Source organism: Rhizobium tropici CIAT 899 (genome assembly GCF_000330885.1).
Taxonomy (GTDB): domain Bacteria; phylum Pseudomonadota; class Alphaproteobacteria; order Rhizobiales; family Rhizobiaceae; genus Rhizobium; species Rhizobium tropici.
Genome location: NC_020059.1, coordinates 3,462,479 through 3,482,108 on the forward strand (window position 1 = coordinate 3,462,479; position 19,630 = coordinate 3,482,108).

Consider the following 19,630-nt stretch of genomic DNA (forward strand, 5'->3'; position numbering starts at 1 on the left):
CTGCGCGACGAGTTACCCCCCTCTGTCACTATCGTGACATCTCCCCCACAAGGGGGGAGATCGTCGGCGGCAGCTACATGCCCTAAGCAACTTCGACAGGATCTGCCAGTACAGAAAGATATTGCGTGGCACCGAGTGAGCGGCAGGCTACCGATCTCCCCCCTTGTGGGGGAGATGCCCCGAAGGGGCAGAGGGGGGTGGCGAGAAGCAACAGCTTCTTGCGCCTTGAGCCAGGCGAAAGGCAATCTCCCCATACAGTTTGAAAGTCACCATCCATGACCGCCCTCCTCCTCCGCGACCTCAGACTTTCGGTGCGCGCCGGCGGCGGGGCGTTGATCGGCATTCTCTTCTTCCTGACCGTCGTCGCCATCATCCCCTTCGCCGTCGGCCCCGACCTCAAACTTCTCTCGCGCATCGGCCCTGCCATCGTCTGGATCGGCGCGTTGCTCGCAAGCCTCCTCGGCCTCGACCGGCTGTTCCAGGCCGAACGCGATGATGGCTCGCTCGATCTGCTCGTCATGCAGGAAACCCCGCTGGTGCTCACGGTCTTCATCAAATGCGCGGCACATTGGGTGGCGACCGGCCTGCCGCTTGTCATCGCCTCGCCGCTGCTCGGCCTCTTCATGAATATGAACGAGACCGCGATCGCGGCGACGGCCCTGACCCTGCTCGTTGGCTCGCCGGCACTCACCTTCATCGGCGCGGTCGGTGCCGCCGTCGCCGTGGCGCTGCCGCGCGGCGGGCTGCTGGTCTCCATTCTGGTGCTGCCGCTCACCATTCCCGTGCTGATCTTCGGCGTCAGCGCCACATACGCCGCCGTCGAGGGACCGCAGCCCTTCCTGCCGCCGTTCCTGATCCTGATCGCGCTGACCCTGTTCTTCGCAGTCCTCGGGCCGGCTGCTGCCGCCCTTGCCTTGCGAAACACGACTGATTGATCAGAGCAATTCCAGGAAAAGTGCGAAGCGGTTCTCCGTCCGGAATTGCGTAATAACAAAAGGGTAGAGCGTTTTCGCGTTTCGAAGAAAAGCGGAAGGGCTCTAACGGAGATACTGTTTCGCCCATCTGAGGCAATGCGGTCGATTGCCGGAAAAGCCATATCGGGTTAAACAAGCCGCATGAGCGATATCACTGCGATCAGCCGATTTTCCGACCTCGCCAACCCCACGCGGTTCCTGGCGTTTTCTGCGCGTCTCATTCCCTGGCTGGCGGCGATTACAACCATACTTTTTGCGATCGGCCTCTATTTATCCTTTACGACCGAGGGCGACTACCAGCAGGGCGATACCGTCCGCATCATGTATATTCACGTTCCTGCCGCCTGGCTGTCGATGATGTGCTACACGATCATGAGCATGTCGGCGATCGGAACGTTGGTCTGGCGCCATCCGCTGGCCGATGTCGCCGGCAAGACGGCAGCCCCGCTCGGCGCCGCCTTCACGCTGATCGCGCTGGTGACGGGCTCGCTCTGGGGCAAGCCGATGTGGGGCACCTATTGGGTCTGGGATGCGCGTCTGACCTCGGTCTTCATCCTGTTCCTCATGTACCTCGGCCTGATCGCGCTCAACCGCGCCATGGACGATCCGTCGAAGGCGGCCCGCGTCGCCTCCATTCTGACGCTGGTCGGCTTCATCAATATCCCGATCATCAAGTTCTCCGTGGACTGGTGGAACACGCTGCATCAGTCGGAAAGCATCATGCGCCTCGACGGCCCCGCCATCGACGCGGAATTCCTCTGGCCGCTCTTCACCATGGCGCTCGCCTTCACGCTGCTGTTCTTCACGCTGCACCTGATGGCGATCCGCAACGAGATCTGGCGCCGCCGCATCGCCACGCAGCGCCGTATGGCCGCGCGTATGGCAAGCCGGGAGGACTAGAATGTCGCACCCCTTCTATGTCTTCGGCTCCTATGGCTTTGCCGCCTTCATGATCCTCGCCATCATCGCCTGGATCTGGAACGATGGACGCCTGCGCCGCCGCGAACTTGCCGCATTGGAAGCCTCCGGCATCCGCCGCCGCTCGCAGCGCCCATCGGAAAACGAGACGAAATGACTGCCGATGCCGACAATAAGAATGGCGTAAAATCGAGCGGCACCGCGCGCTATCTGCTGGCGCTGGTCCCACTGATCGTCTTTGCCTGCATCGCCCTTGCCGTCGGCAAGGTCATGTATGACCAGGAAGTTCACGGCACCGATATATCGGCCATTCCCTCCGCGCTGATCGGCACCAGGGCGCCGAAGCTCGCGCTGGCACCGCTCGAAGGCTCCAACCTACCGGCACTGACCGATGACGCCATCAAGGGCAAGCTGACGCTCGTCAATATCTTCGCCTCCTGGTGCATCCCCTGCCGCGATGAGCATCCCGTGCTGAAGGAACTCGCCAAGGACGGCCGGCTCAACATCGTCGCGATCAATTACAAGGATACGAACGAGAACGCCCTTCGCTTCCTCGGCGAGCTCGGCAATCCCTACAACGCCATCGGCATCGACCCGAACGGCTCGGCCGCCATCGACTGGGGCGTCTACGGCATCCCGGAATCCTACCTCGTCTCCCCCGACGGCACGATCCTCTACAAACAGGTCGGTCCGTTTACGGCCACAAGCCTGAAGGAAGGACTCTATCCGGCCATTGAGAAGGCGCGGGGGAAATCGGCGTCTTGATCCCTTCTCCCCTCGGGGAGAAGGTGCCCGAAGGGCGGATGAGGGGGCCGAGAGGCGAAGCAACGACAGGCCTGAGGGACAAGCAAAAGGCATTTTCCCGATAACGCCCGCTCACCCGGCGCTACCGCGCCACCCTCTCCCGATGGGGCGAGGGTAAAAACTACAACCCACCCTGCCACGTCTTGATCGCCTCGACCGGCCAGACCAGCATCAGCACGTTGAGCGTGAGGTTATCGCGGATCAAATAGCCGGTGAGCAGCTCGAAGAAGATGGCGATGACGACCGTCACCAGCACCGGTGCGCGCCAGGCAAACAGGAATCCGACCACCATGAACACGGCATCCATCGACGAGTTGAGAATGCTGTCGCCGACGTAGTCGAGCGAGATCGTCGCGGCGCGGTAGCGGTTGATGATGATCGGGGAATTTTCAAGGATTTCCCAGCCGGATTCGATCAGCATGGCAACGAAGAGCCGCATCGACAGCGGCTTGCCGCGCATGATCAGATGCGTGAGCCCGAAGAAGAGGAAGCCGTGGATGATGTGCGACGGGGTGTACCAGTCGGCGATATGCTGCGAATTGCCGCTGGATTTTACAACCGGCTCGAAGAGCTTCACGTAGCCGCAGGTGCAGATCGGCACGCGGCCCATCATATATTCCGCGACGATCTGCACGAGAAGAACGGCGGCGCAGGCGATGAACCAGAAACTTTGCTGCCGGTATCGGCTTTGGGCGTCGATGGCTTCGCTCATTTACCGTTTTCCGCCGGTTGTTCGATCGTGTGCTTCATGATCAGCGGCATCTGCGACAGGGTGAAGAGGATCGTGATCGGCATCGTTCCCCAGACCTTGAAGTTCACCCAGAGACTATCTGCGGCCTTGGTGTCTGGAAGATAAAGCCAGTTCGAGCCGCGCCAGACGACTTCGTTGAGCACGGCCAGAACGAAGAAGAAAATGCCCCAGCGCAGCGTCAGCTTGCGCCAGCCCTCGGCATCCAGCTGAAAGGCGGCATTGAAGACATAGCCGAGCAGCGACTTGCCGAAGGCAAGGCCGCCAAGCAGCGCCACGCCGAACAGCGCATTGACGATGGTCGGCTTCATCTTGATGAAGGTTTCGTTCTGCAGGTAGATGCCGAGCGCGCCGAAGATCAGCACGACGATGCCGGAGACGAAAGGCATGAGCGGCAGATGACCGAGCATGACCTTCGAAACGATGAGCGAAATCACCGTCGCCGCCATGAACAGGCCGGTGGCGACGAAAAGCGGGCCGCCGAGCGCTGCCAGCTGCGGGAAATGCTGCACAAGCCAGTCGCCGCGCAGATTGCCGAAGAAGAACACCAGCAACGGCCCGAGTTCCAGCACCAGCTTCAGCATGGGGTGGTGTTTGTCGGCAGCACTTGGGGTGAGATCGCTGTCGCTGGTCGTCATTGCGGCACTTTCCCTGTCATCGAACTTGTTATCGAATTCGTTCTTGTCATTCATTGGCTGCTTACAGCCCCCGTACCGGCGATGGCATGGGCAAAATCCTCGGCCTCGAACGGCTCGAGATCATCTACACCTTCGCCGACGCCGATGAAATACACCGGCAGCTTGTGCTTGGCGGAGATGGCGACGAGAATGCCGCCGCGCGCCGTGCCGTCGAGCTTGGTCATGATCAACCCGTTGACGCCGGCGACGTTGCGGAAGATCTCCACCTGGTTCAGCGCGTTCTGGCCCGTGGTCGCATCCAGCGTCTGCAGCACGGTATGCGGCGCATCCGGATCGAGCTTGCCGAGCACGCGCACGATCTTTTCGAGCTCGGCCATCAGCTCCGCCTTGTTCTGCAGGCGGCCGGCCGTATCGATGATCAACACATCGCTCTTGTTGGCCTTGGCCTGCTGGAAGGCATCGAAGGCAAGGCCTGCAGCATCCGCGCCAAGCTTGGTGCCGATGAATTCCGACTTGGTACGGTCCGCCCAGATCTTCAATTGCTCGATGGCAGCCGCGCGGAACGTATCGCCGGCGGCGACCATGACTTTCAGCCCTGCGCCGGAGAGCTTTGCCGCCAGCTTGCCGATCGTCGTCGTCTTGCCGGTGCCGTTGACGCCGACAACGAGAATGACATGCGGCTTGTGGCTGAGGTCTAGCTGCAGCGGCTTTGCCACAGGCTTCAGCACCTTGGCGATTTCCTGCGCCATGATGCGGCCGACATCTTCGCCGGTCACATCCTTGCCGTAGCGCTCGGAGGCCAGCGTATCGGTGACGCGCATCGCCGTCTCAACGCCGAGATCGGCCTGGATCAGCAGATCCTCCAGATCCTGCAGCGTCTGATCGTCGAGCTTGCGCTTGGTGAAGAGTGCCGCGATCTGGCCGCTTAGCTGCGACGAGGTGCGCGCCAGCCCGGCGCGCAGGCGCTGGAACCAGGAGAGTTTCTGTTTTGGCGCTTCGGGGATGGGCTCGGGCGCGGAGGTGGAGAAACCCTTGGGGAGGTTGGGGGCGGTGTCGCTGTCTTTCGACGTTAAGTCCGTATCTGCCGCACCTTCGTCACCCCCCTCTGTCCCGTCGGACATCTCCCCCACAAGGGGGGAGATCGGTTCGACGGTGGTTTCTTCCGAGGTCACATCAGCTTCAGTGCCGGAAATTGGCTCCGGTAGAGCATCAACATCATTGTCTGCAGCTAGCTCGGAAGCCTCAACCTCGTGCGAAACAACGACTTCTTCTTGCTCAGCCGGTTGCTGGTCCTTCTGAACAGGCGCGGCATCCTCCAAACGCTCTCCCCCCTTGTGGGGGAGATGTCCCGAAGGGACAGAGGGGGGTGACGCAGGCTCGACAAACTCGGAAGCCGGCGAAACTTCCGCCTCCTGCTCGACAACAGGCGCCTCAACCCGAGCCAAATCCTCCGCAGGCGCCTGCTCCTCGGCCGGCCTTTCGCGGCCGAAGGTGAAGACTTTTTTGATGAAACCGAGCGCCATGAAGTGTCCGTTGAAGCATTAGGCCGCGTCGGCGGCCAGAAGTTGCATGTCGAGATGCTTGCCATTGTGGCCGGTGATTGCGACCTGCACAAGGTCGCGCGGCCGAAGGCCAGGGGCGGCGACAAGCGTGAAGTTTTCGGTATGCGCCAGTCCGCCATTCTCTACAAGCAGCCATTGTCGCGTGCCGACCATCTTGTCGAGATGCGCCTGGTGCAATCTCTGTCCAGCCTCGCGCAGACGGGCGGCGCGTTCCTTGATCAGGCCGCGATCGAGCTGCGGCATGCGGGCAGCCGGCGTGCCCGGGCGTGGGCTATAGGGGAAGACATGCAGATGCGCGATGCCGGCCTCTTCAACCAGGCCGACGGCATTGGCGAACATCTCTTCCGTCTCAGTCGGGAAACCGGCGATCATATCGGCGCCGAAGCTCGTCTCCGGGCGGAGCCGACGCACGTCCTCGATGAAGCCGATAGCGTCAGCGCGCGAGTGCCGCCGCTTCATGCGCTTGAGAATCATGTCATCGCCATGCTGCAGCGAGAGATGCAGATGCGGCATGAAGCGCGGCTCATCGGCGATCAGATCCATCAGATGCTGATCGGCCTCGATGCTGTCGATCGAGGAGAGCCGCAGCCGGCGGATCTCAGGGATCTGCTTCAACAGCGTCTTGGCTAGCAAACCGAGCGTCGGCGCACCCGGCAGATCGGCGCCATAACTCGTGGCATCGACGCCGGTCAGTACGATCTCGCGATAACCACTCTCGACCAAGTTACGCGCCTGGTCGACAACGGCGCCCATCGGCACCGAGCGCGAATTGCCGCGGCCATAGGGGATGATGCAGAAGGTGCAGCGATGGTCGCAGCCATTCTGCACCTGGATGAAAGCGCGCACATGGCCATCGATATGGCGTATCATCTGCGGTGCTGTCGCCCGCACGCTCATGATGTCGTTGACGCGCAGCTTTTCTTCGGCCGAAACGCCGAAATCCGGCAGAGAGCGGTAGGAAGCGCTTTTCAGCTTCTCCTCGTTGCCGAGAACGGCATCCACCTCAGTCATTTCGGCAAAGGTCTGCTTCTCGGTCTGCGCCGCGCAGCCTGTCACAATGATGCGCGCATGCGGATTGTCGCGCCGCGCCCGGCGGATCGCCTGCCGCGCCTGCCGCACGGCCTCGCCGGTTACGGCGCAGGTATTGACCAAAATAGCGTTGTTGAGCCCGGCTTTCTCTGCCTCGGCCCTCATCACTTCGGATTCATAGGTATTGAGACGACAGCCGAAGGTAATGACCTCGACCCCGCTCACCGCGCCTGAGCCCCCTGCTCTTCATCGCGCGAGAAGCTGCCGGTGACCGGATCGACGGTACCGGACCATTCCCATTCGGCAGGCCCGGTCATGACGACATGGTCGTTACTGTCTAGCCATTCGATGGTGAGCTTGCCCGGCGCAGGCGCCGAGGCGACGTCGATTGTCACCTTGCGGCCGGTGCGGCCGGTGCGCGCGGCACTGACGGCGGCGGCACAGGCGGCCGAACCGCAGGCAAGCGTCAAGCCGGCGCCGCGCTCCCAGGTGCGGGTGCGCACAAGCGTCGGCGAAAGCACCTGCGCCAGCGTGATATTGGCGCGCTCGGGAAACATCGGGTGGTTTTCGAGCAGCGGACCGAAGCGATCGAGATCGAAGGACATCGGGTCCTTGTCGATCCAGAAGATCGCATGCGGATTACCCATCGACATCACGGAAGGCGAATGCAGGACGGGATTGTCGATCGGCCCGATCTGCAGCTCGATGCGGCTGGTATCGGCAAATTCCTCGGCAAGCGGGATCTTGTCCCAAGCAAAGACGGGCGCGCCCATATCGACCGAAATCGTACCGTCCTCATGCTCCCGAGCATTGAGGATGCCGGCGACGGTCTGAAAAGTGAAAACTTTCTTGCCGGTTTCGGCTGCCAGGGCCTGCACGACGCAGCGCGTGCCGTTGCCGCAAGCCTGCGCCTTCGTGCCGTCGCAGTTGAGAATATCGATCCAGGCGTCGGTGCCCTGCAGCTTCGGATCGTGGATCGCCATGATCTGGTCGAACTGGGTGGCAGGATCGGCATTGAGCGCAATCGCCGCCGCTGGCGTCACCACATCCTTGCGGCCGCGCATGTCGACGACCAGGATCTTGTTGCCAAGCCCGTTCATCCTCGCGAATTCGACCGTATTGCTCATGATGTCATGTCCATCCGTGTTTCGAGCTGTATATGGCGGAAATGCGGGGGAATTACCAGTGGGGTGATAATCCTTCGGCTTGCGACGCCAGCCTTGATGATAACAAGGAGAGGAAGGCGAACCGCTAACCTCAATCGTCTCGGCGAAATGTGCTTGCGAAAACGCCGTAGCTGGTGCCGTGGCCTTCGACTACGATGTGCATACCAGGCCTGAGACTTTTCCTGATCTCATCGGGGACACCACATAATCTGTCGAAGGTAAATAGCAACCCTTGAAGTTCCAACGGCGAATTGCAGTGACGCTCATTAGGCCTATTAGCGCGTGCTATTGTATAAGGCAGCTCCACGTGATGCCCTGCCACCAAAGCCAAGACCATCGGTCCAGCGACGAGCGCCGCATTCCTCCCCAAAACAAAACCGAACAGAGGGGAGAATAAAACGACTCCGGCTTTCTTGATATCGCCTCCTGGTATTAGATCTTGCCGGACCAGGGAGAGTCCGCACATCAATATCCCCAGCGCCAAACCCGTGAAATTGCCAAAGGTACTGGTCTTCGAAGCCCATTCGGCCGATGGAAGGAAACGATAGCCCAATACCATACCGCCCATGGCGACGGGAAAAGGTAGAATGCCGAGCAACAGCCAAGTCCCGAAAAGGATCCTCATTGGTTTGCCAAGCGGACGCCCTGCATTTCCGCTTATTGACTCATTCATCCAGCAATCACTCGTCAAACTACCGTCAGTGCCTATATGGTATGCTTTCGGTTGCTGTTTCAATACGCTAGAAGCGATTGAAGTCAGCCTTCGAGGCCATCGCTATATAGCCGGTTTTGCCCGATAACCGACTACCTCAAAAAATTTCACTCTGCATGTCGGATCACCGTAACCCCCGCACGTCCTAGGCTCGTCCACTCCGTCAAACCACAGGGATTATGACCATGCCGAATACCATAAGCCTGCACCGCGTCCTCGCTACCAGCCCGGAAAAGGTCTATCGCGCATTCATCGAAGCGGATGCGCTGGCCAAGTGGCTGCCGCCGAACGGCTTTGCCTGCAGCGTGCATCACTTCGAAGGAAAAGTCGGCGGCACCTTCAAGATGTCGTTCCGCAATTTTACGACCAGCGAAGTCCACGCTTTCGGCGGTGAATATATCGAGCTCGTTCCCGGCGAACTGGTGCGTTACACAGACAGGTTCGACGACCCCAACCTGCCTGGCCAAATGGAAGTGACGGTGACGTTGAAAAAGGTGCTGGTGGGAACCGAGGTCAACATCACCCAGGCCGGCATCCCCGATGTCATCCCGCCGGAAGCCTGCTATCTCGGCTGGCAGGAATCGCTGATCAATCTGGCGAAACTGGTTGAGCCTGAGATTACGCAGTAAGGCACATCGATGCTGAAAAGCCCTTCTCCCCTCGGGGAGAAGGTGGCCCGAAGGGTCGGATGAGGGGGATTGGCTGATTTGAATTCATGGATTTTCGTGCTTTTGGCAAACACCCCCTCATCCGCCTGACGGCACATTTTCCACGAGGGGAGAAGGAACTTTCGGCCCAAGCGCCAACGCTCAGCCAACAGGCACATCGAAAACCTCGCCTGCCCTGAGCGGGCGAAACCGATCCGGCTCCACGCCCTCGGCCTTCAGCGCGGCATCCAGCGCATGAACGGGCGCATCGATGCCCTCATCCGTCAGCTGGAAGGTCGCGAAGTGATGGCCGGCGACATAGGCTGAGTTGCAGAGCTTCATGCCCTTGACCGCCTCTTCCGGATTCTGGTGCTGGCCCTTCATGAACCAACGCGGCTCATAGGCGCCGAAGGGCAGGATCGCGAGGCGAAAGCCGCCATGTTTTTGCCGGGCAGCCTCGTAATTGATACCATCGTGAAAGCCGGTATCGCCGACATGATAGATCTTGCCTGCTGGCATGGTCAGCACGAATGCCGCCCAGAGCGCCATGCGCCGGTCGCCCATGCCACGCGCCGACCAATGATGGCAAGGCTCGGCATCGATCGTCACGCCACCTCTGACCTCCACGCGATCGCCCCAGTCGACAACGGTGATGTCGGCATCGGGAACGGCGCGACGGATGATCGTGTCATTGCCGAGCGGCGTAACGATCTTTGGCCGATGCGCCTGCTGCAGGCGGGCAAGGGTCAGGAGATCGAGGTGGTCGTAATGATTATGCGTCACCAGCACGAGGTCGATATGGGGCAGATCCTCGAAGCGGATGCCAGGCGGCACCACGCGCTTCGGCCCGACGGAGCGGAAGGGGCTGACCCGCTCCGACCAGACCGGATCGGTCAGGATATTCAGCCCGGCGATCTGCACCAGCATCGAGGCGTGTCCGATCATCGTCACCCGCATCTGCTCGCCGAAGACATGCCGGTCCGGCTTGGCCGGCGGAAAGGCGCTGATGACACGATTGGGCCAGCGCACCCGGCCGCCGCCAAGCTGCCAGCGCAAAAGGTCAAGCGGTCCGCCCGGCTCGACACCGCCGGGATTGAAGAAGCGCCGACCATCGAAATGGTCGGAAACCGGACCTTGATAATAGGGATTCTTCCTGGCAGAGCCGGAGGAGCTTGTCATGGCTTGTCCGCTCCTTGGGTACCTGCCGCCTCGCCGGCTGGAAAGCCGGTTTTGGCAAACCATTCTTCGGCCTCGGAAGGCGTCAGCGTCTCCTCCAGCACGACATCCGCCGGCATGGCAAAAAGCTGCGGCGTGAAGAAGCTGGTATCCCACAACGCCGCGCCTTCGACCGGAGGTGAAAGCACAATGATCTGCCGGCCATCGATGCGGAAAATCGTCTGGACGGATTGCTCGCCGGAAATATCGGCAAGGCCTGGCTCATCCGGCCGCACCGTCTGGTAGCGCCACCACGGCTCGTCATTCCCCTCTTCGGCCACGGTCACGCAGCGCGCCATATCGACAATGAACCGGTTGGGCGCACGGCCACCTGGAAGCCGCTCGCTGAAGGCCGCCTGAATGAGCGTGAAAAGATGAAAACAGTTGACGATATTCTCATACCGCAGGCGAAAACCCTGGCGGCTCGGCAGGTGCAGCACCAGCAGATCATCGCTGCGGCTCAGAAGCACTTGACGAACCCAAGCCGCCCCCGGCGTGTAATCCTGCAATTCCGCAAGCTGCGCCATCAGCGCCTTGTTGCCAGCTGCGAGCGCACGCTCCTGCGGCATGCCGGAAAGATGCGAAACTGCCGATTGGCCGAGCAGCTGAAAAGCGTCGAGCAGCTGCCTTTGCCGTGGGCTCAGCTCCTTGCGGCCGGCAAAGCCGCGATGGATCTGCGGCAGCCACGCCAGATAGAGCTCCCACACGGCCGGACCGCTGCGCTCCACCGCACCGCCCTTTTCGACGATGGTGCCGAGCATGTTGGCAAGAACGGCGGCTCCAGGTGGCGGCAGGCGGCTAAGCTCACGCGCCGCCCGCGCCACGATCTTTGGCTGAACATTGGCGCCCGCGTAGAAGGCTTGCGCCGCCGCGTTGAAACGGGCATCGACCCGCCCGCCGGCGTAAGCGCGACAGGCGGCGAGAAGATCGGTCAGGGCTGCATCATTCATTCGGAACGGTCTCGGGGAATCACTTGACGGCTGGGATCGATACAACAATTGGAAGACGGTGGTATGGTCAAATCGAGATAGATATCGCGATCTCACCCGCGCATTTCAGGCATTTCGGCCGTCTTGGGTTGACTTTGCCGGCCTTTTCCTGTTTATCGCCCGCAATCTGCGACGAGCACAAGCCTCCGAGCCACCGACCGGGACCCATAAGGTATAAAGAGATCCCGGAGGTCAACACCCGACAGCGCGATGCGCCCTCGGGTGCTTTTTGGCTTTGCGTCTTGTTTTCGTCATGGAAAAGCACGACGTTTTCGGGCGAGGAACCGCGCAAAGTTGCGCCAAGTCCAATCCCAAGCGATCGATAAGGAAGAACCGATGTTTGAAAACCTCCAGGACCGTCTTGGTTCCATTCTGAATGGACTGACAGGCCGCGGCGCGCTTTCGGAAGCCGATGTTTCCGCAGCACTGCGCGAGGTTCGCCGCGCGCTGCTCGAAGCCGACGTGGCGCTGGATGTCGTTCGCTCCTTTACCGATCGCGTCCGCGAGAAGGCCGTTGGCGCCGAAATCCTGAAGTCGATCAAGCCCGGCCAGATGGTCGTCAAGATCGTCCATGACGAGCTGATCGAGATGCTCGGCGGCGAAGGCGTTGGCATCGACCTCAATGCGCCTGCCCCAGTCGTCGTTATGATGGTCGGTCTGCAGGGCTCGGGTAAGACCACGACCACGGCCAAGATCGCCAACCGCCTGACGAGCCGCGACCGCAAGAAGGTCCTGATGGCCTCGCTCGACACGCGCCGTCCGGCCGCGCAGGAGCAACTGCGCCAGCTCGGCGTGCAGACGGGCATCGACACGCTTCCAGTCATATCAGGCCAGTCGCCGACCGATATTGCCGCACGCGCCGTACAGGCCGCCAAGCTCGGCGGTCATGACGTCGTCATCCTCGACACCGCCGGCCGTACGCATATCGACGAGCCGCTCATGGTCGAGATGGCGGATATCAAGAAGAAGTCCAATCCGCACGAAATCCTGCTGGTCGCCGATAGCTTGACCGGTCAGGACGCCGTCAATCTCGCCCGCAATTTCGACGAGCGCGTCGGGATCACCGGCCTCGTGCTGACCCGTATGGACGGCGACGGCCGCGGCGGTGCGGCCCTTTCGATGCGCGCCGTGACAGGCAAGCCGATCAAGTTGATCGGTGTCGGCGAAAAGATGGGCGAGCTGGAAGAATTCCATCCCCGCCGCATCGCCGACCGCATCCTCGGCATGGGCGACATTGTCTCGCTCGTCGAGAAGGCAGCCGAGAATATCGACGCCGAAAAGGCGGCCGCCATGGCCGCCAAGATGGCCAAGGGCAAGTTCGACCTGAACGATCTCGCCGATCAGCTCGGCCAGATGCAGAAAATGGGCGGCATGGGTGGCATCATGGGCCTGATGCCTGGCATGTCGGGCATGAAGGACAAGATGGCCGCTGCCGGCCTCGACGACCGCCTGTTCAAGCGCCAGCTCGCCATCATCTCCTCGATGACCAAGGCCGAGCGCGCCAATCCGGACCTCCTCAAGCATTCCCGCAAGAAGCGCATCGCGGCCGGCTCCGGCACCGACGCCTCCGACATCAACAAGCTTCTGAAGATGCACCGCCAGATGGCGGACATGATGAAGATGATGGGCGGCAAGGGCAAAGGCGGCATGATGAAGCAGCTGATGGGCGGCCTTGCCGGCAAGATGGGCCTTGGCGGTGGTATGGGCGGCATGCCCGACCTGTCGAACATGGACCCCAAGCAGCTCGAAGCCCTGCAGAAGCAGGCCGAAGCCGCCGGCCTCGGTCGTCCCGGCGGACTGCCGGGTGGTTTGCCGGGCCTCGGTGGCGGTGGTGGATTGCCCGGTCTCGGTGGCGCCAAGCTGCCCGGCCTCGGCGGTGGTTTCCCAGGGCTCCCCGGTTTGCCGAAGAAGAAGTGAGAAGGATCGTTGACCCCCATGATTGATCCAGACATCAAGGCCCAACTGGGCAACTACCGCCAGTCGATCGACAATATCGATGCCGCACTGGTGCATATGCTGGCCGAGCGCTTCCGCTGCACGAAGGAAGTGGGCGTGCTGAAGGCCAAATACGACCTGCCGCCGGCTGACCCGGCGCGCGAAGAATTTCAGATCGAGCGCCTGCGCCGCCTGGCAAAGGACGCAAATCTGGACCCGGATTTCGCCGAGAAGTTCCTGAACTTCGTCATCAAGGAAGTCATCCGGCATCATGAACAGATCGCTGCGGATTTCAAAGGGTAATCCCTGGCCGCGTGACCCAGAAGACGCGGGACGTTTTCGACGGGGATTACACGGCACGAAAAAAGCAGCGCGACGTAACCATACCGCACAACGAAGCGGTCACGAAAAGCCTAAGGAGAATTAACATGGCATTGAAAATTCGTCTCGCCCGCGGTGGCTCCAAGAAGCGCCCGTACTACCACGTTGTCGTAGCCGACGCTCGCTCGCCGCGCGACGGCCGTTTCCTGGAGACCCTCGGCTCCTGGAACCCGATGCTTGCCAAGGACGACGCCAAGCGCGTTGAACTCAAGGCCGAGCGTATCAAGCACTGGCTTGACCACGGCGCCCAGCCGACCGACCGCGTTCTGCGCTTCCTCAACGAAGCCGGCATCGCGACGCGCGAAGCCAAGAACAACCCGGAAAAGGCAAAGCCGGGCAAGAAGGCTCAGGAGCGCGCTGCCGAAAAGGCTCAGAAGGCTGCTGACGCCGCTGCTGCTTCCGAGTAATCGGACCTGGCATTGATTGAAAGCGGGTGGCATGGCGACATGCCGCCCGTTTTTTGTTTCCCATCGGCAAATGTTCAGCCTATGAGAGAACCAACGACAGCGCCGCGCGTCACGCGCAAAGGTCGCTGGAACAATTTGGATCTGCTGCATGATCCCGGTAATCGGCGAAGAGACCATGACGAAACTGCAAAACCCGGTATTGATGGCCACCATCGGCGCGGCGCAAGGCTTGAGAGGCGAGGTGCGCGCCCGCGCCTATACGTCGGATCCGACCGCGCTCGGCGATTACGGCCACCTCCACAGCATGGACGGCCGCAGCTTCGAGGTGTTGGAAATCCGCGAGGCCAAGAATGTGGTCGTGGTGCGCTTTCGCGGCGTCAACGACCGCAATGCCGCCGAGGCGCTGAACGGCCTGGAACTCTATATCGAGCGCGACAACCTGCCTGATGATGAACTCGACGACGACGAATTCTTCTACGCCGATCTCGAAGGGCTGGAAGCCGTCGACGACCAGGGCACCGGCTACGGCACGGTCAGCGGCGTCTATGATTTCGGCGCCGGCGATCTTCTGGAGCTGAAAGGGCCGGGCAAGCGCCCGGTGCTGATCCCCTTTTCCGAGGCCGCGGTGCTTGAAATCGACCTCGAGGGCGGCAAGATCCTGATCGACCCGCTGGCCGCTGGCCTGATCGACAGCCCCGACGACCTGATCGGCAAACCAGAAAAGCCGGAAACACCCGAGAAGCCGCAGAGCAAGCCGAAGAAGAAGTGATCCTCATTGGGAAGTGACCTCATTAGGAAGTGATTGCGCCATGAGTTTCCGGGCGACCATATTGACGCTTTATCCCGAGATGTTTCCGGGCCATCTCGGCGCGTCGCTCGCCGGCAAGGCGATGGAACGCGGGCAATGGGCGCTCGACACCGTGCAGATCCGCGATTTTGCCACCGACAAGCACCGCACCGTCGACGACACGCCGGCCGGCGGCGGCGCCGGCATGGTGCTGAAACCGGATGTGCTTGCCCGCGCCATCGACCACGCGAGCGAAAATGACAGCCGTCCGCGTCTGCTGATGAGCCCGCGCGGCAAGCCGCTGACGCAGAAACGCGTGCGCGAGCTTGCAAACGGCGAAGGCGTCATCATCGTCTGCGGCCGCTTCGAAGGCGTCGACCAGCGCGTCATCGACGGCCGCGGCCTCGAGGAAATTTCGATCGGCGACTATATCCTCTCGGGCGGCGAGCCGGCTGCGCTGATCCTGCTCGACTCCATCATCCGCATCCTGCCCGGCGTCATGGGCAACGACCTCTCCGGCCTGCACGAAAGCTTCGAAGGCGGCCTGCTGGAGCATCCGCATTATACGCGCCCGCAGATCTGGGAAGGCCGCGAGATTCCGGCCATCCTGACCTCGGGCAACCACGCGGCAATCGCCAAATGGCAGAAAGAGCAGGCCGAGCAACTGACGAAGGAGCGTCGGCCGGATTTGTTGGACAAGCAATCGAAGACATAATGGCGTCAGGTCGGTGCGATGCGGGACCAGGTGAAATTGCACCGAACTTGAGGAAGCTGATTAAGCCCATATCGTGATGGTTCGGGAGTCTCTGCTTCCCGGCACGCGTCAGCCGTCAATGGATGCGCCCTTGCAGGCAGGCCTTTTTCAAGTGCAAATGGCTGCATGAACATAATCTCATCGAGCGGAACTAGTATGCCTGACCGATTCGGAAAAAGCTTTCTCGAATTCCATGATCTGCCCGCGGACACCATCCTTTCCCTCCTCAAGCGCGCCGGCATACTGGCGGCAGCCTTCACCGAGCGCCGCATGCCGCAGAGCTTGCAGGGCAAACGTATCGCGCTGACCGCCGACGACAGCGGATGGAGAAACACGACGGCATTTAATCTCGGCATCCAGTCCATGGGCGGCATCTGCGTGCCAGCGCCGATCGGCTTCAATGCACGCGAAGAAACTGTGGATCTTGCCGGCTATCTCGAAAACTGGTTCGACATTCTGGTTGTCCGAACCAAGCTTCTCTCCGCTCTTCATACACTGGCCGCCAGCACGCAAATGCCGGTTGTCAATGCTCGCACGAAAGCGAACCATCCCTGCGAAACCTTAGGCGACCTTGCCTATATCAGAAGCCGGAGAGGTCGCGTGGATGACCTCCGCATCGCTGTCGTCGCACCGGAGGCCAACATACTATGTTCATGGGTGGAAGCTTCTATCGCACTGCCGATCAAAGTGATGCAAGTCTATCCGGAACAATGGCATTTCAGGAATTCCGATCTTCTAAACGCTAATTTCAGCGTCGATACCGATATGAGGGCATTGCTCGAGGCTGATGTGATCATCACCGATTCTTGGCCTACCGAGGCGTCGCCAGCAGAATTGTCGGATTACCGAATTTCCGACGCCTTCCTCGATCGATGCCGCCCAGACGCGATCTTTCTGCCATGCCCGCCGGTGGCCCGAGGGCAGGAGGTGACGGCCGATGCAATGACTCATCCGCTGTGTCAAAGTAAGACTGCCAAGGCTTTTCTGCTGCACGCGCAAAATGCACTGCTGGAATGGATCGTCACGTGAGCGCGGATGCTGCCGAAATTACGGCAGCGAAGCGTTTGGCCTCTACATGGGCATAAGGGGATACCGCCGAGTGCGCAGAAAAGCACCTCTGACGCTGGAATTTCCCACCGCAAGGGGTGACAAACGCGTGACAATAGGGTATGTGCGCGCCCGGCATGGGAAATTTCCCATCAACCAGCAAAGAAGAGCAGACGTATTCGCTCCTGCCTGAACGGGCATATATCCGAGGCGTGATCTCAGGGTCCGACCAAAGATAGAATGATGAGCGCTCTGGCTGTTGAAGCAACAACGAGGTTGATACTATGAACATCATTCAGCAGTTGGAAGCCGAACAGGCAGCCAAGATCGAAGCCAAGCGCACCCTTCCCGCATTTTCCGCTGGCGACACCGTTCGCGTCAACGTGAAGGTCACGGAAGGCAACCGCACCCGCGTTCAGGCCTATGAAGGCGTTTGCATCGCTCGCTCCGGCGGCGGCCTGCAGGAAAACTTCACGGTTCGCAAGATCTCCTACGGCGAAGGCGTCGAGCGCGTATTCCCGGTTTACTCGCCGATGATCGAAAGCGTCGAAGTCGTTCGCCGCGGTAAGGTCCGTCGCGCCAAGCTCTACTACCTGCGCGACCTGCGCGGCAAGGCTGCCCGTATCGTCGAGAACACCGGCACCCGCGCCCGCAAGCTCAACGACGCCGAGCGCCAGGCTCTGGCTGAAGAGAAGGCACGCATCGAAGCCGAGAAGGTTGCAGCCGCTCAGGCGCTCGCAGCCGAGAAGGCAGCAGCCGAAGCCGCAGAAGCAAAGGCAGCTGCAGAAGCTGCTGCAGCCGCAGCAGCCGAGCCGGCAGCGGAATAAGTTTCGATCTTTAAAGATCGGGAAATTCGAAGGCGGCCCTCGGGTCGCCTTTTTGCTGTCCGGCTCACGCCCACGGGAAAGAAATTTTCTCCACCAGCTCCCCGCTTAGAGTTGCTTTTCCATTTTTATGATCGCAGCCATGGCAATGGCCTTGCCATTCGCTTTCCAAATATGACAGTTTTCGGCCACGCTGGTGTCGGATGATTTCAGGTCGAATCGACCTGAAATCTGAATCCGCGCCAGAATCAAATAGGGAGAGCATGATGTCGTCCGAAAACCGCGGGCACTTTTCGGCATCATGCTCTAATCGGGGAGATTTCCATGGCATTCCGTCGTTCGTTCCTTCTGGGCCTCAGCGCCCTCGTGCTTGCACCTTTCGCCGCCTTCGCCGCCGACCTGCCGAACCTGAACGGCAAGACGGTCGTCGTCGTTACCGAGAATGCCTATCCGCCCCTGCAGTTCATCGATCCAAAGACGAACAAGGCAATCGGCTGGGAATACGACGCGATGAACGAGATCGCCAAGCGCCTGAACTTCAAGGTCGAGTACCAGAACACCAGCTGGGATGCGATGATCCAGGCCGTCTCGGAAGGTCAGTACAACATCGGCATGACCGGTATTACCATCAAGGACGACCGCAAGCAGAAGGTCGATTTCTCCGACCCCTATATGCGTTCCGAACAGTTTATGCTCGTGCGCGGCGACGAGAAGCGTTTCACGGACGCCAAGAGCTTCGCCGCCTTCAAGGACGGCCTGATCGGCGCGCAGCCGGGCACGACACCCTTCTACACCGCCGTCTATTCAGTCCTCGACGGCAATGAGCAGAATCCACGCATCAAGACCTTCGAAACCTTCGGCGCCACGGTACAGGCACTGAAGACCGGCGACGTCGATACGGTGCTGACCGACGGCACCGCCGGCAAGGGCTATGTCGATGCCTCCAATGGCGGCCTGAAGCTCGTCGGCGGTCCGCTCGGCACCGAGGATTTCGGCTTTATCTTCCAGAAGGGCTCCGATCTCGTCGCCCCGATCAATGCCGCCATCGCCAGCCTCAAGGCCGACGGCACGCTCGACGCGCTGAACAAGAAGTGGTTCCTCGACTACAAGATGGGCCAATGAATTCTGAAGATCGATATATTGGAAGCCCGCTCTGATGGCGCCTTTGGCAGGCCCGGGCGGGCACCGCGGCAAGGAAGACTTTCCCTGGTGGCTGGTCGCCCTCGCTATCCTCGGCATCGTCGCCTCGTTCGCAATTGCGGCGAACGGCCTCTATGCCCAGATTTTCTCTCTTCTGCTGAATGGCATCGGCGTCACGGTCTTCGTGACGCTGGTGGCTTTTACGCTGGCCGTGCTGCTCGGCCTCGGGCTGGCGCTACTCGGCCTGTCGGATTTCCTCGTGCTGCGACAGGTGGCGCGCTTCTATATCGAGATCGTGCGCGGCATCCCGATACTGGTGCTGCTTTCCTACATCGCATTCGTCGGCACGCCGGCCTTTGTCGCCGTCTATAACGTCGTCGTCTCGCCATTGATCTCCGCCGGCTGGGCAAGCCCGCTCGCCACCCGCGACGTGCCCTTCGTTTGGCGCACGATCATCGCGCTGACCATCGCCTATTCGTCCTTCATCGCCGAGATCTTCCGCGCCGGCATCCAGGCGGTGGACCAGGGCCAGATCGAAGCGGCAAAGGCGCTCGGCCTCAGTCGCTTCCAGCGCTTTCGCCTGGTCGTCTTTCCCCAGGCGATCCGCGTCATCCTGCCGCCGCTGTCGAACGATTTCATCGCCATGGTGAAGGACAGTTCACTGGTTTCGGTCCTCGGAGTTGCCGATATCAGCCAGCTCGCCAAGCTCTACTATTCGGCCAATTTCCGCTATTTCGAAACGCTGTCGATCCTTGCCTTCATCTACCTGCTGTTGACGATCGGCCTCTCGCTGCTGCTCAGGCAGCTCGAAGCCTGGATGCGCCGCCGCTCCGGCAGCGACCGCTCCGCCTTCCCCCGCCTGGCCGCGGGCCAGCCGCCGGGAGCGCAGGTGTGATCGGTGCGGCTGGATGACGGCCGCTTCGATACAGCCTGTCGTCGCCATTGCCGAAAGT

23 protein-coding genes are annotated in these 19,630 nt (G+C 60.9%); 14 read left to right on the plus strand and 9 right to left on the minus strand.

Going from position 1 to position 19,630, the window contains the following annotated elements; genetic code table 11:
* Nucleotides 1–275 precede the first annotated feature (275 nt).
* From ccmB to RTCIAT899_RS16990, 4 genes are all read left to right on the plus strand, one after another.
* Nucleotides 276–935, plus strand: coding sequence for a heme exporter protein CcmB (ccmB, locus tag RTCIAT899_RS16975; protein WP_015341462.1), 660 nt, complete (start codon nt 276–278; stop codon nt 933–935).
* Nucleotides 936–1,115: 180 nt separating this feature from the next.
* Complete coding sequence (locus tag RTCIAT899_RS16980; RefSeq protein WP_015341463.1) at nt 1,116–1,874, plus strand: heme ABC transporter permease; 759 nt, start codon at nt 1,116–1,118, stop codon at nt 1,872–1,874.
* Between the two features lies 1 nt (nt 1,875).
* On the plus strand, nt 1,876–2,049 hold the full coding sequence (gene ccmD, locus RTCIAT899_RS16985) for a heme exporter protein CcmD (RefSeq protein ID WP_015341464.1): 174 nt from the start codon (nt 1,876–1,878) through the stop codon (nt 2,047–2,049).
* Nucleotides 2,046–2,657 (plus strand): DsbE family thiol:disulfide interchange protein, encoded by a 612-nt coding sequence (locus tag RTCIAT899_RS16990; RefSeq protein ID WP_015341465.1) that lies wholly within the window; start codon nt 2,046–2,048, stop codon nt 2,655–2,657. Before ccmD ends, RTCIAT899_RS16990 begins: the two co-directional genes overlap by 4 nt.
* 160 nt (nt 2,658–2,817) lie before the next feature.
* Here the strand turns inward: RTCIAT899_RS16990 and RTCIAT899_RS16995 are convergent, their stop codons facing one another.
* The 6 genes from RTCIAT899_RS16995 to RTCIAT899_RS17020 form a co-directional block, all read right to left on the minus strand.
* On the minus strand, nt 2,818–3,408 hold the full coding sequence (locus RTCIAT899_RS16995; RefSeq protein ID WP_015341466.1) for a DUF2585 domain-containing protein: 591 nt from the start codon (nt 3,406–3,408) through the stop codon (nt 2,818–2,820).
* Nucleotides 3,405–4,136: a septation protein A gene (locus tag RTCIAT899_RS17000; RefSeq protein WP_015341467.1), complete on the minus strand. Its 732-nt coding sequence runs from the start codon at nt 4,134–4,136 to the stop codon at nt 3,405–3,407. Before RTCIAT899_RS17000 ends, RTCIAT899_RS16995 begins: the two co-directional genes overlap by 4 nt.
* The gene (ftsY, locus tag RTCIAT899_RS17005) at nt 4,133–5,605 is read right to left on the minus strand and encodes a signal recognition particle-docking protein FtsY (protein ID WP_015341468.1); all 1,473 of its coding nucleotides are present in this window, start codon (nt 5,603–5,605) and stop codon (nt 4,133–4,135) included. The genes RTCIAT899_RS17000 and ftsY overlap by 4 nt, the downstream gene beginning before the upstream one ends.
* Nucleotides 5,606–5,623: 18 nt before the next feature.
* On the minus strand, nt 5,624–6,898 hold the full coding sequence (gene mtaB / locus RTCIAT899_RS17010) for a tRNA (N(6)-L-threonylcarbamoyladenosine(37)-C(2))-methylthiotransferase MtaB (RefSeq protein ID WP_015341469.1): 1,275 nt from the start codon (nt 6,896–6,898) through the stop codon (nt 5,624–5,626).
* On the minus strand, nt 6,895–7,800 hold the full coding sequence (gene dapF, locus RTCIAT899_RS17015) for a diaminopimelate epimerase (RefSeq protein ID WP_015341470.1): 906 nt from the start codon (nt 7,798–7,800) through the stop codon (nt 6,895–6,897). Before dapF ends, mtaB begins: the two co-directional genes overlap by 4 nt.
* A gap of 130 nt (nt 7,801–7,930) precedes the next feature.
* Nucleotides 7,931–8,512: a hypothetical protein gene (locus tag RTCIAT899_RS17020; protein ID WP_015341471.1), complete on the minus strand. Its 582-nt coding sequence runs from the start codon at nt 8,510–8,512 to the stop codon at nt 7,931–7,933.
* 224 nt (nt 8,513–8,736) lie between these two features.
* On the opposite strand from RTCIAT899_RS17020, the gene RTCIAT899_RS17025 reads away from it, so the two are divergent.
* Nucleotides 8,737–9,180, plus strand: a complete 444-nt coding sequence (locus tag RTCIAT899_RS17025; protein WP_015341472.1) for an SRPBCC family protein — start codon at nt 8,737–8,739, stop codon at nt 9,178–9,180.
* Between the two features lie 180 nt (nt 9,181–9,360).
* On the opposite strand, the gene RTCIAT899_RS17030 is transcribed toward RTCIAT899_RS17025, so the two are convergent.
* Nucleotides 9,361–10,377, minus strand: coding sequence for an MBL fold metallo-hydrolase (locus tag RTCIAT899_RS17030; RefSeq protein ID WP_015341473.1), 1,017 nt, complete (start codon nt 10,375–10,377; stop codon nt 9,361–9,363).
* Entirely contained in the window at nt 10,374–11,363 is a 990-nt protein-coding gene (locus tag RTCIAT899_RS17035) for a hypothetical protein (RefSeq protein ID WP_015341474.1), read from the minus strand. Before RTCIAT899_RS17035 ends, RTCIAT899_RS17030 begins: the two co-directional genes overlap by 4 nt.
* A 375-nt stretch (nt 11,364–11,738) precedes the next feature.
* On the opposite strand from RTCIAT899_RS17035, the gene ffh reads away from it, so the two are divergent.
* From ffh to rplS, 7 genes are all read left to right on the plus strand, one after another.
* A complete protein-coding gene (gene ffh, locus RTCIAT899_RS17040) occupies nt 11,739–13,319 on the plus strand; it encodes a signal recognition particle protein (RefSeq protein ID WP_015341475.1) in 1,581 nt (526 codons plus the stop codon).
* An 18-nt stretch (nt 13,320–13,337) separates the two neighbouring features.
* Nucleotides 13,338–13,640 carry a chorismate mutase gene (locus RTCIAT899_RS17045; protein ID WP_015341476.1) on the plus strand — a complete coding sequence of 101 codons (303 nt, stop codon included), beginning with the start codon at nt 13,338–13,340 and terminating at the stop codon, nt 13,638–13,640.
* A 125-nt stretch (nt 13,641–13,765) separates the two neighbouring features.
* Nucleotides 13,766–14,125, plus strand: coding sequence for a 30S ribosomal protein S16 (gene rpsP / locus RTCIAT899_RS17050; RefSeq protein ID WP_015341477.1), 360 nt, complete (start codon nt 13,766–13,768; stop codon nt 14,123–14,125).
* A 175-nt stretch (nt 14,126–14,300) separates the two neighbouring features.
* Complete coding sequence (rimM, locus tag RTCIAT899_RS17055; protein WP_041678002.1) at nt 14,301–14,894, plus strand: ribosome maturation factor RimM; 594 nt, start codon at nt 14,301–14,303, stop codon at nt 14,892–14,894.
* 40 nt (nt 14,895–14,934) lie between these two features.
* The gene (gene trmD / locus RTCIAT899_RS17060; protein WP_015341479.1) at nt 14,935–15,627 is read left to right on the plus strand and encodes a tRNA (guanosine(37)-N1)-methyltransferase TrmD; all 693 of its coding nucleotides are present in this window, start codon (nt 14,935–14,937) and stop codon (nt 15,625–15,627) included.
* Between the two features lie 195 nt (nt 15,628–15,822).
* Nucleotides 15,823–16,695, plus strand: a complete 873-nt coding sequence (locus RTCIAT899_RS17065) for a Rossmann-fold NAD(P)-binding domain-containing protein (protein ID WP_015341480.1) — start codon at nt 15,823–15,825, stop codon at nt 16,693–16,695.
* Nucleotides 16,696–16,997: 302 nt separating this feature from the next.
* A complete protein-coding gene (rplS, locus tag RTCIAT899_RS17070; RefSeq protein ID WP_015341481.1) occupies nt 16,998–17,540 on the plus strand; it encodes a 50S ribosomal protein L19 in 543 nt (180 codons plus the stop codon).
* 105 nt (nt 17,541–17,645) lie between these two features.
* Here the strand turns inward: rplS and RTCIAT899_RS17075 are convergent, their stop codons facing one another.
* The gene (locus RTCIAT899_RS17075; RefSeq protein ID WP_041677709.1) at nt 17,646–17,840 is read right to left on the minus strand and encodes a hypothetical protein; all 195 of its coding nucleotides are present in this window, start codon (nt 17,838–17,840) and stop codon (nt 17,646–17,648) included.
* 21 nt (nt 17,841–17,861) lie between these two features.
* Here RTCIAT899_RS17075 and RTCIAT899_RS17080 point away from each other — a divergent pair, with 21 nt between their 5' ends.
* Nucleotides 17,862–18,659 (plus strand): basic amino acid ABC transporter substrate-binding protein, encoded by a 798-nt coding sequence (locus tag RTCIAT899_RS17080; protein ID WP_015341482.1) that lies wholly within the window; start codon nt 17,862–17,864, stop codon nt 18,657–18,659.
* 34 nt (nt 18,660–18,693) lie between these two features.
* Nucleotides 18,694–19,572, plus strand: coding sequence for an amino acid ABC transporter permease (locus RTCIAT899_RS17085; RefSeq protein ID WP_015341483.1), 879 nt, complete (start codon nt 18,694–18,696; stop codon nt 19,570–19,572).
* The last annotated feature ends 58 nt before the right edge of the window (nt 19,573–19,630 follow it).